Annotated in this window: 11 protein-coding genes; all 11 read left to right on the forward strand. The window is 43.6% G+C overall.

The window, feature by feature from the left end:
• Positions 1-39 precede the first annotated feature (39 nt).
• From POW22_RS13885 to POW22_RS13935, 11 genes are read left to right on the forward strand one after another with little or no spacing between them, the layout of a single operon-like run.
• Positions 40-2,412 (forward strand): SLBB domain-containing protein, encoded by a 2,373-nt coding sequence (locus POW22_RS13885; protein ID WP_272833361.1) that lies wholly within the window; start codon positions 40-42, stop codon positions 2,410-2,412.
• A 6-nt stretch (positions 2,413-2,418) separates the two neighbouring features.
• Complete coding sequence (locus POW22_RS13890; RefSeq protein WP_272833362.1) at positions 2,419-3,498, forward strand: Wzz/FepE/Etk N-terminal domain-containing protein; 1,080 nt, start codon at positions 2,419-2,421, stop codon at positions 3,496-3,498.
• A gap of 9 nt (positions 3,499-3,507) precedes the next feature.
• A complete protein-coding gene (cysQ, locus tag POW22_RS13895) occupies positions 3,508-4,311 on the forward strand; it encodes a 3'(2'),5'-bisphosphate nucleotidase CysQ (RefSeq protein WP_272833363.1) in 804 nt (267 codons plus the stop codon).
• Between the two features lie 3 nt (positions 4,312-4,314).
• Positions 4,315-4,770, forward strand: a complete 456-nt coding sequence (locus POW22_RS13900; RefSeq protein ID WP_272833364.1) for a DUF2061 domain-containing protein — start codon at positions 4,315-4,317, stop codon at positions 4,768-4,770.
• Between the two features lie 2 nt (positions 4,771-4,772).
• Positions 4,773-5,372, forward strand: a complete 600-nt coding sequence (gene cysC, locus POW22_RS13905; protein WP_272833365.1) for an adenylyl-sulfate kinase — start codon at positions 4,773-4,775, stop codon at positions 5,370-5,372.
• Position 5,373: 1 nt separating this feature from the next.
• Positions 5,374-6,279 (forward strand): sulfate adenylyltransferase subunit CysD, encoded by a 906-nt coding sequence (cysD, locus tag POW22_RS13910; protein WP_272833366.1) that lies wholly within the window; start codon positions 5,374-5,376, stop codon positions 6,277-6,279.
• A gap of 13 nt (positions 6,280-6,292) precedes the next feature.
• Positions 6,293-7,549, forward strand: a complete 1,257-nt coding sequence (gene cysN, locus POW22_RS13915) for a sulfate adenylyltransferase subunit CysN (protein WP_272833367.1) — start codon at positions 6,293-6,295, stop codon at positions 7,547-7,549.
• A 6-nt stretch (positions 7,550-7,555) separates the two neighbouring features.
• Entirely contained in the window at positions 7,556-8,773 is a 1,218-nt protein-coding gene (lhgO, locus tag POW22_RS13920) for an L-2-hydroxyglutarate oxidase (protein WP_272833368.1), read from the forward strand.
• A gap of 6 nt (positions 8,774-8,779) precedes the next feature.
• Positions 8,780-9,787, forward strand: coding sequence for a Gfo/Idh/MocA family protein (locus tag POW22_RS13925; protein ID WP_272833369.1), 1,008 nt, complete (start codon positions 8,780-8,782; stop codon positions 9,785-9,787).
• 1 nt (position 9,788) lies between these two features.
• On the forward strand, positions 9,789-10,265 hold the full coding sequence (locus POW22_RS13930; protein ID WP_272833370.1) for an acyltransferase: 477 nt from the start codon (positions 9,789-9,791) through the stop codon (positions 10,263-10,265).
• Complete coding sequence (locus POW22_RS13935; RefSeq protein ID WP_272833371.1) at positions 10,262-11,365, forward strand: DegT/DnrJ/EryC1/StrS family aminotransferase; 1,104 nt, start codon at positions 10,262-10,264, stop codon at positions 11,363-11,365. Before POW22_RS13930 ends, POW22_RS13935 begins: the two co-directional genes overlap by 4 nt.
• Positions 11,366-11,394: the final 29 nt, after the last annotated feature.

The following is an 11,394-nucleotide window of genomic DNA, read 5'->3' on the forward strand; positions in this document are numbered from 1 at the left end:
ATTACATTTAAGTTTGTGAAGCAAATATCTCTAATCGCAATGTTTTTGTTTGCATTAGGGATTCAACAAACAACAGCTCAGGGCACAGTGTCTGGAGGCGATCTTAGCAACCTGACAGATTCCGAACTTTTGGAATACTGGGAGCAACTCCACGCTCAGGGTTATACCATTGATCAAGTTAAAGCAGTTGCTCGGGCTAGAGGAATCTCTCCACAGCAAATCGCGGCCTTAGAAGAACGACTTATGTTGCTCGATGGTCAGACGGCTTCTGATGTTTACGATACTACCGCGAACCCCTTGACTTTAAGCACACCTGCTACTACAACTACAGCCGGTACGTGGGGAAGAGCAGTGGTTAAGGATTCCCTCTTCGGGTTTGATTTCTTCGCCAATGACAATATCTCTTTTGCGCCAAACCAAAACCTAGCTACTCCAGAATCTTATGTTTTGGGGCCTGGAGATGAATTGGTGATCAGTGTCTGGGGAGCGGCAGAAAGTAATTATCTGGTTGAAGTTGATCGTGAAGGTGCCTTGCGCATTCCGAACATCGGCCCAATCTATGTCAGCGGCATGGCAATTAAAGATGCCAAACTAAAAATTAGAAGCGCATTAAAGCGCGTTTATGCAGGACTCTCTGCGCCAGCGAGCAGTCCTTATCGAGTAAACCTAGATATTGCCATCTCCAACGTTCGTACCGTTCAGGTCAATATAATCGGAGAGGTTAAAGTTCCGGGTAGTTATAATTTGAGCGCGCTCTCTACAGTACTCAATGCCCTTTACGCGAGTGGAGGACCTACACGAGAAGGTACTTTTAGAAATATTAAGTTGGTTCGCAACGGGGAAGACGTTGCTGTTTTTGACGTTTACCAATACTTAGTTCGCGGTGCCCAAGACGGAAACTTGACCTTACGTGACGGAGACGTCCTTTTGGTTGGTCCTTATGAGACGCGAGTGACTGTGAGCGGCCCTGTAAAGCGACCTGGGATCTATGAGTTGAAAGAAAATGAAACGTTTGCAGATCTTTTTGTGTATACAAGCGGATTTAAGAGCAATGCCTATAAAGAACTCGTTGTTTTAGAGCGTATTGAGAACGATCGCCGCAAAGTAGTGGAGATTCCACTTTCTGAAATGCGAAGCGCCCAACCTAAGGATGGAGACCGCATTCGTGTTCAAGGAATCATCAATAAATTTGAGAATGCCGTAAGCATTGAAGGAGCTGTATACCGACCAGGTACTTATGAGTTTCAAGACGGTCTTACTTTAAAAGGATTAATTGAAAAGGCGAGCGGTGTGGATGAAACCGCATTTATGCAACGAGGTATTTTGATCAGCAGCATTGATGGAGTTCAAAAGACTTCCCGATCATTTTCAGTAGCGGAGGTGATCAATGGACAAAACGATATTAGCTTACAGCCCAATGATGAGGTTCGCATTTACAATAAATACAGTCTTACGGAGCAACCAACCTTAACGATTGATGGCGCGGTGAATAATCCGGACAGCTATCCTTTCATAGAGAATCTAACGGTAGAGGATCTTATTTTAATTGCCGGTGGATTACGTGCAGGAGCTAATCCTATGGTTATTGACGTTTACCGCAGGATCAATGACGACAGTTTTGAAACCTTGACCGAAAGCTTTTCTGTAAGTGCCGATGAAACCCTTAGTCAAAGTACAGGTGGTTTTGTTTTACAACCTTTTGATCGTGTAGCGGTCCGTTATATGCAAGGGTATGGAGATTACAAAACAGTACAAATTGGCGGAGAGATTATTCGTCCTGGATCTTACAGCTTAGCTCAGAAAGACGAGCGTATTTCAGATCTAGTGGATCGTTCTGGTGGGGTATCTCCCTACGCCTTTGTGGAAGGGGCTTATTTGATCAGAAAGAATCCTTACTACAATGAAGAGATTCAAAATGCAGTGCGCGTGGATCTACAGGACAGCACAGCAACTAACCTAGATTTGCGCAATCGCAGTGAATTCAAGGTGGGTATTGATCTTCAAAAAATATTGAGCGCAGACGGAAGAGGTTCTAAATACGATCTCATTTTGGAAAACGGAGATGAGCTTTTTATCCCATCCACTAAACAAACCATCAAAGTAGAAGGAGAAGTACTTTCTCCGAGCATGGTTCGTTTTGATGAGAACTATACACTTTTAGATTATATCAACCGTTCGGGTGGTTTTTCTACTAATGCCAAGCAGGGTAAAGTTTATGTGGTCTACGCCAACGGTGATATTGCATCGACCAAACGATTTTTGTTCTTTAGATCATTCCCGAAATTAAAACCGGGGGCTATTATTTTGGTGCCGGCTAAACCAGACAGACGTCCATTAACGGTACAAGAAGGAGTGGGTATTACCACAGGATTGGTAACCGTAGGGCTTTTAATTGATAGACTTCTAAGATAAGCGATCATGAGTAGCATCAATTTATTTGAACTTTTAGGATTAATCTGGAAGAAAAGACGCTTCGTGATCAAGGTCATGGTTGTCTTTTTGATCTTTGGGGCGTTGATCGCCGTTTTTTCTCCGAAGCAGTTTTCATCCAAAACCATCATTCTTCCTCAAATTAGCGGGAGTCAAGGTTTAGGGAAGAAGCTTGGTGGATTTGCAAAGCTTGTAGGGCTTAATTTAGACGATAACGGAAAGAATGAGATCTTTCCAACACTCTATCCAATCATCGCCACGAGTATTCCTTTTCAGAAAGAAATACTGAGTGCGCCCATCAAGGATGAGAAAACAGGGGAAATGATCCCGCTGACGGAGTATTTAAACTCGATTGATCTCAAGGAGCCCACAGATTATGTCAAAGAGTATACGGTAGGTTTACCTGGAAAAGTGATTGGACTTTTTAGAAGCGGAGAGGAGAAATCGTATCAGCTGCAAGACACCACCATTGTTGTGCTTTCCAGAGCAGAAAAGGAGCAGATCGCGTATTTGGAGAATCACGTTAAGGTGGCCTTCAACGATTTGGAAGGATTCGTAGAGGTCTCAGCCACGCTTCCGGACCCATCGGTTTCAGCTCAGCTTACCAAGCACGTGCAAATTTTATTGCAGGACTACATCATCGAGTTCAATATCTCTAAGGCTCAAGAAGAATTGGAATATCTCATGGAAAGACATGAAGAGGCCCGTGAGATCTATGAGGAGAAAAGAAATCGTTTAGGGCAGTTCCGAGACCGAAACAAGAACTACATCAGTTCAATCAGTGAAAACCGTTACGAACAACTCAAGACCGAGAATGACTTGGCCTTCAATGTCTATTCTCAGCTGGCAAATCAGCTAGAATCTGCCAAACTACAGGTTAAGAGAGATACACCGGTCTTTACCATTTTAAAACCAGTTTCTATTCCATTAGAGCCTGCAGGACCCAGTAAGATCGGGATCATTATTCTGTACGTATTCTTCGGATTGATCCTAGGTACTTTTATAGTATTGGCACGAAAGTTCATTCCTGAACTCAAAGAGCTGATCACTGCTCCAAAGACTCAATAGCCCTTAATCATGGAAAACAATAAGCACTTGTTAACGGCTGTAAAAGCAGCTTTAGATGCAGGACGAGTCATCATGGAGGTTTATGAAGCTCCTTTTGATGTCGAAATCAAAGATGATAATTCACCTTTGACCATTGCAGACAAAAAGGCAAACGATGTCATCAACAGCTACCTGCAGCCAACAGGCATTCCCATCATCAGTGAAGAGAACAAGCAATTGGATTATTCAGAGCGTAAGCATTGGGAGCAGTGTTGGATCGTTGATCCTTTAGACGGGACCAAGGAGTTTATTAAGCGCAATGGAGAATTTACCGTTAATATTGCTTTGACGCATTTGGGAGTTCCCAAGTTAGGCGTGATCTATGCGCCCTATACAAGAGAGTTGTATTTTGCTCAAACTGAAGCAGAGAAGGCCTATAAGGTAGTGGTTCCTGAAAATGAGCAACACCAGGCCGAAGCATTGATGGAAGCCGCCCAGCCCATCCATCCAAGTCCTGATGAAAAGCAAATGCGCATTGTCGGATCTCGATCCCATTTGAACGATGATACTAAGGCCTATATTGACGGTCTTACAACAGCAAAGGAGAAAGAAATTGTCTCTAAAGGAAGTTCCTTGAAGTTTTGTTTGGTTGCGGAAGGTAAAGCGGATGTTTATCCGAGATTTGCCCCTACAATGGAGTGGGACACTGCTGCCGGACAAGCGATCTGTGAAGCCGTTGGAGTTCATGTTGTCGCCTTACCTGCCAACAGTCCGATGCGTTATAATCGAGAAGATCTTTTGAATCCTTGGTTCTTGGTAACCAAGGAAATTTAAGTCATGCCGAATTTTAAACAAGAGTCTCATTACCGAAGCCTGATTAAAGGAATCACTTGGCGTATAGTGGCTACAACAGACACTATCCTGGTGGTTTTGCTGGTGACCTGTTTGGCAGATCAATGCAGCCTTGAGGATGGATTGAAGATCGGATTTATTGAGTTCTTCTTGAAATTGGGGATCTACTACGTACACGAAAGAATTTGGCAAAAGATCCTTTTTGGTCAACGCATTACCAAAAAACGGACCTTATTTAAAACCTTGTCCTGGCGTTTAGTAGCCACAACAACGACCTTCATCATTGCCGGTGCAGTGTTGAATGAGTTTGATGAAATTGCACTATACATTGCTTTGACGGAATTGTTTACAAAATTCATCTTGTACTATTTTCACGAGCGCATGTGGTTAAAACTGCCATTGGGACGCGTACGGAACTACCTTAAAAACTTAAAGAAATAGGCATGCAGGAAAACGTAATTCCACACCAATTCGGCGTAAACAGAGAAAACCGCGAATCGCTCAATGGGCATAAAAGTTTCTTGATCTGGTTCACGGGGCTTTCTGGTTCTGGAAAATCTACGGTGGCTAATGCGGTAGAGGAAGCGCTTCACAAGCAAGGCGTGCATACCTACACCTTAGATGGGGATAATATCAGAAAAGGAATCAATTCCGATCTGACTTTTGCTCCAGAGGATCGATCCGAAAACATTCGCAGAATAGCAGAGATCGCCAACTTGTTTGTCGATGCCGGAACCGTTGTGCTGGCCGCCTTTGTTTCGCCTTACAAAAAGGACCGAGAAATGGTGAAAAGTGTGGTTAAAGATTATAACTTTGTCGAAGTTTTTGTGGACACCTCTATTGAGGAGTGTGAACGCCGAGATGTCAAAGGTTTATACGCCAAAGCGCGTCAAGGTTTGATCAAAGATTTTACAGGTGTAAATGCACCTTATGAAGCTCCGGAAAATCCGGATTTGCGTATCGATACTACGCAGACCGATATTAATGAATCTGCTGCCCTTGTTTTACAAGCGGTGGCGTCGAAGTTAGAACTCAACAACTAGCATGAGCAAATATTATTTAAACTATCTAGACGAGTTAGAATCAGAAGCGATTTTTATCCTGCGCGAAGTTTGGGCGCAGTTTCAAAATCCGGTAATTCTATTCTCAGGAGGGAAAGATTCCATCGTGGTGACCCATTTGGCAAAGAAAGCATTTCATCCTGCCAAGATCCCATTTCCTTTAATGCACGTAGATACCGGACACAACTTTCCGGAGACCATTGCCTTTAGAGATTCTTTGGTGAAAGAATTTGGAGCTCAACTTTTGGTTGGCTCTGTTCAGGAATCAATTGATCAGGGGCGCGTAGCGGAAGAGCGCGGAAAGAACGCCACGCGAAACGCTTTGCAGATCACTACCTTGCTCGATGCTATTGAAACACACAAAGTGGATTGTGCTATTGGTGGAGGTCGCCGTGATGAAGAGAAAGCCCGTGCAAAAGAGCGTTTCTTCTCACACCGTGATGACTTTGGTCAATGGGATCCTAAAAACCAGCGCCCGGAGTTGTGGAACATTTTAAACGGCCGCCATTTTGAAGGGGAGCACTTTAGAGCATTCCCGATCAGTAACTGGACAGAAATGGACGTTTGGAATTACATCCAAAGAGAAAATATTCAAATTCCTTCCTTGTACTTTGCACACGAACGCGAAGTTGTTTGGAGAAGCAATTCATGGATTCCGGTTTCTGAATTCTTGAAATTGGAGGAAGGTGAAAAGATCGAAAAGAAAAAGATCCGATTCAGAACGCTTGGAGATATTACCATCACTGGTGGTATTGAATCCGACGCAGACACCGTTGAAAAGATCGCAATGGAAGTTTCTGCAATGAAACAGACAGAACGCGGAAATCGCTCCGACGACAAACGAAGCGAAACGGCTATGGAAGATCGTAAACGTCAAGGATACTTTTAATCAGAAAGAACTTATGGAAATCAGCAACAATCAACTGCTAAGATTTACAACAGCCGGTAGTGTAGACGATGGTAAAAGTACCTTAATTGGACGTCTGCTCTACGATAGTAAGGCAATTTTTGAAGACCAATTGGAAGCGGTGAGCAACACCAGTAAGCGCAAGGGACACGAAGGTGTAGACTTGGCTTTATTCACAGACGGTCTTCGCGATGAGCGTGAACAAGGGATCACCATTGACGTGGCCTATCGTTATTTTACCACACCTAAGCGTAAATTCATCATTGCAGATACTCCAGGGCACATTCAATACACCAGAAACATGGTGACTGGAGCTTCTACCGCCAATGCTGCCTTGATTTTGATCGATGCACGCCACGGAGTTATAGAGCAAACCAAAAGACACGCCTTTATCGCTTCTTTATTGCAAATTCCACACGTGATCGTTTGTGTGAATAAGATGGATCTTGTGGAGTACAAAGAAGAGACCTTTACCAAAATCATCAGTCAGTTTGAGGAGTTCTCCTCTAAATTACTAGTAAAGGATATTCGTTTTATCCCAATCAGTGCCTTGAATGGTGACAATGTGGTGAATCGCAGCGAGAATATGGATTGGTACAAGGGAGCACCTTTGCTTCACGTATTGGAGAACATGCATATTTCTAGTGATCTCAATAAGATCGATGCGAGATTCCCTGTACAGACCGTAATCCGTCCGCAGCGTGACGGGTTTATCGACTACAGAGGATACGCCGGACGTGTTGCCAGCGGTATTTTAAGACCAGGTGATGAAGTAACAGTAATGCCTTCTGGTTTTACTTCTAAGATCAAATCTATAGATACGTTCAACGGAGCGGTGGATGAGGCCTTTGCGCCCATGTCTGTTACCGTGACCTTGGAGGATGATATTGACGTGAGTCGTGGGGACATGATCGTAAAAACTAACAACAAGCCAGAATCCAAGCAGGAATTTGACGCGATGATCTGTTGGTTGCACAACAATCCGGCAAGACCGCGCACCAAATATACCTTGATGCATACCTCTAACGAGCCTAAAGCGATGATCAAGAACGTATTGTATAAGATCGATATCAATACTTACAATCGCGAGGAAGAGGACAAAGAGCTCAAAATGAATGATATTGGCCGTATTACCATCCGTACAACACGACCGATCATGTTGGATGAGTATCGAGACAATCGCATCACAGGAAGTTTTGTGTTAATTGACGATGCAACTCATGAGACCGTTGCAGCTGGAATGATATTATAAAACGACTTGAGTCAAGACAGTGAAAATATAACTTATGACCTTCTGGTCATTGGCGCTGGAATCGTAGGATTGGCCTCAGCTTATACCTTTTTGCAAAAGTATCCCAATAAAAAGGTGCTTGTGTTGGAAAAGGAACAAGCGGTGGGTAAACACCAATCTGGGAATAACAGCGGTGTAATTCACAGTGGGGTTTATTACAAACCGGGAAGCAGTAAGGCGATCAATTGCCGAAAAGGCTATAAAATGCTGTTGGAGTTTGCCCAGGAGCATAACATCAAGCATGAGGTTTGCGGTAAGATCATTGTGGCTGTGAAGCAAGAGGAACTGCCTTTGTTAGATACCATTTATCAACGCGGTGTTGAAAATGGTTTGGAAGGATTGCGTTTTTTGAACTCGGAAGAAATCAAAGAGATCGAACCTCATGTACGAGGCATTAAAGCTATACACGTGCCACAAGCGGGAATCATAGATTACCCAGGGATGTGTATTAAACTGGAAGAATTGATCCGCGAGAAGGGCGGAAGCTTGCTTTTTGAGCAGCAAGTACAAAATATAACTCCCGCTGGGGATCAGGTAAGGGTCGATACCGCTAACGAAAGTTATACCGCCACAAAGGTGGTTTCTTGCGCGGGCTTGTTTTCCGATCGTGTTTCTAATATGACCAGTGAAGAAGAAGATCTTCGGATCATTCCATTCCGCGGGGAATATTACAAACTTAAGCCGGAAAGCCAAGGCCTGGTCAAACACTTGATCTATCCGGTGCCGGATCCTAATTTCCCATTCCTCGGTGTACATTTTACACGAATGATCGAGGGGGGAATTGAAGCTGGTCCTAATGCTGTACTCGCTTTTAAGCGTGAGGGCTATAAATTCTTTGACGTGAATCTAAAGGATCTCGCAGCCACCTTGCGTTGGCCAGGTTTTTGGAAAATAGTCGGGAAATATGGTAAAACGGGTACTAAAGAAATGTACCGATCGCTATCCAAGCGTCAATTCACTAAGGCTTTACAGGGGTTGATCCCAGAAGTGAAGATGAGTGATCTGGAGCCTGGAGGCGCTGGTGTACGAGCCCAAGCTTGTGATCGTGAGGGCAAATTGCTGGATGATTTTGATATTAAACGGCAAGGAAATGTGATGCATGTGCGCAATGCGCCATCTCCTGCAGCAACCTCCTCTTTGGCGATTGGGGATTATATTATAAACGAACTAATTAGTGAAAATTAAAGGATAATGGAACAAATAAGATTTGGTTTAGTGGGATGCGGACGAATCGCAAACAGACATGCCGAGCATATTTCAAATAATGGAAAACTCGTTGCAGTCTGCGATATTGTAAAAGAGAAGGCCGATACCCTTGGAGGTCAATACGACGCCAAAGCCTACTATTCCATCGAAGAGTTGATAGAGAACCACAAAGACGATATTGACGTTCTTGCTATTTGTTCTCCTAACGGACTGCACGCACAACACTCTATTCAAGGTTTGAAAGGTGGATATCACGTGCTTTGTGAGAAGCCAATGGCTATCAATGTACACGACTGTGGAGAGATGATCAAGACCGCAGAGGCCATGAACAAGCGTCTGTTTGCTATTAAGCAGAATCGTTTCAATCCACCGGTAGCAGAAGTAAAGAAGCTTATTGATCAAGGTGTTTTAGGAAAGATCTACAGCGTTCAATTGAGTTGTTTCTGGAACCGTAACTTTGATTACTATAAAAACTCTTGGAAGGGTACTAAAGACTTGGACGGAGGAACACTTTACACCCAGTTCAGTCACTTTGTAGATTTGCTGTATTGGATGATCGGTGATGTAAAAGCTGCCAAAGGAATGTCCAACAACTATGCACATGAAGGTGTTATTGAATTTGAAGATACTGGAGTAGTGGCCTTGGAATTCTACAACGGAGCCATTGGAACCATTAACTACACCGTGAACAGCTATGGACAGAACATGGAAGGCTCACTGACCATCTTCGCAGAGAAAGGTACCGTAAAGATCGGTGGACAGTATCTCAATGAGATGGAGTATCAAAACATTGAGGGATATAAGATCGAAAACCTTCCAGAAGGCAATTCCGCAAATAACTACGGAAAGTACACCGGGTCTATGTCCAACCACGACAAGGTTTATGAAAACCTCATTGATGTATTGAAGAATGGAAGTTCTATCAATACCAGTTCCTTTGAAGGATTAAAGACCGTGGAGATCATTGATAAGATCTACCGCTCATTCGAATAAAATGAACAAGAACGAACCCATAATTTTTGAAGCGGGCATCAAGGATGTTGATTTTGGCGAAAATGTCAAAGTAGTCCATCCGTCCAATATCTACGGCTGTAAAATAGGAGACAACTCCTTCATTGGTCCCTTTGTAGAGATTCAAAAAGATGTGACCATCGGTGCGCAAACCAAGATCCAATCCCACAGTTTTATCTGTGAGTTGGTGGATATTGGCGACCGTTGTTTTATTGGTCACGGGGTGATGTTCATCAACGATTTGTTTGCCAAAGGCGGACCTGCTCAGGGCGACAAAAGCCTTTGGAAATCCACCAAAATAGGAAACAACGTTTCTATTGGTAGCAACGCGACCATCTTGCCTGTATCCATCTGTGATAAAGTAGTTATAGGCGCAGGCGCCGTGGTAACTAAAGACATTACCAAATCCGGAGTATATGCCGGTAACCCCGCAAAATTTTTAAAAGACTTTGAACAATGAACATACCTTTTGTAGACTTAAAGGCCCAGTACTTAACCATTAAGGATGAGGTTAAGGAAGGCATCGACTATGTATTAGAAAACACCATGTTCATTGGTGGTAAGCCTGTGGATGATTTTAAGCGTGGTTTTGAAGAGCTTTACGGCGTGGATCATTGTGTTCCTTGCGCGAACGGTACCGATGCCATTTTTATCGTGATGAAAATGATGGGTATAGGAGCAGGAGATGAAGTGATCACCACAGCTTCTTCTTGGATCAGTACGTCTGAGACCATCACTCAAACTGGCGCGAAGCCCGTTTTTGTTGACATTGATGATTATTACACCATTGATACTTCAAAGATAGAAGCGGCCATTACACCAAACACCAAGGCGATCATTCCCGTTCACCTTTACGGGCAAATGGCAGACATGCCAGCCATCATGGAGATCGCAAAGAAGCACAACCTCAAGGTAATTGAAGACTGCGCGCAGTCACACTTCTCAGAGATTGATGGAAAACGCGCCGGGCTTTATGGAGACGCTGCTACTTTCAGTTTCTATCCTGGAAAGAATTTAGGTGCCTATGGAGACTCCGGATGCATCATTACCAATGATGGAGATCTGGCCGAAAAATGCACCATGTACGCCAAGCACGGAGCCTTGGTAAAGCACCACCACATCATTGAAGGAATTAACAGTAGGTTAGACACCATCCAGGCAGCAGTTTTAAATGTAAAGCTGAAGTATATTCTAGATTGGACTGCCTCTAGACAACGTATTGCTGCACGTTATGATGCTGCTTTACAAGGAGTAGGAGATTTGGTAACACCTAAATTGAGAGCTAACGGAAAGCATACCTATCACGTTTATGCCATTAGAACAGCCAGACGTGATGAATTGAAGGAATATTTAAAAGGCCGCGGAGTGAACACACAAATTCACTATCCGAATGCCATGCCTTTTATGCCAGCATATGATTACTTGAACTTGGATAAGAGCCAATACGCAATGGCTAAAGCGCATCAAGAGCAAGAATTATCCTTGCCGATCTATCCAGAAATGACGGATGAGCAAGTGGATTATACGGTAAGCTGTCTAAAAGATTTCTTTGAAGCTTAAGCCTAACCGGTTTGACTTTAGATTGGGGG

The sequence above is a fragment of the Gilvibacter sediminis genome (genome assembly GCF_028561565.1).
GTDB lineage: Bacteria > Bacteroidota > Bacteroidia > Flavobacteriales > Flavobacteriaceae > Gilvibacter > Gilvibacter sediminis.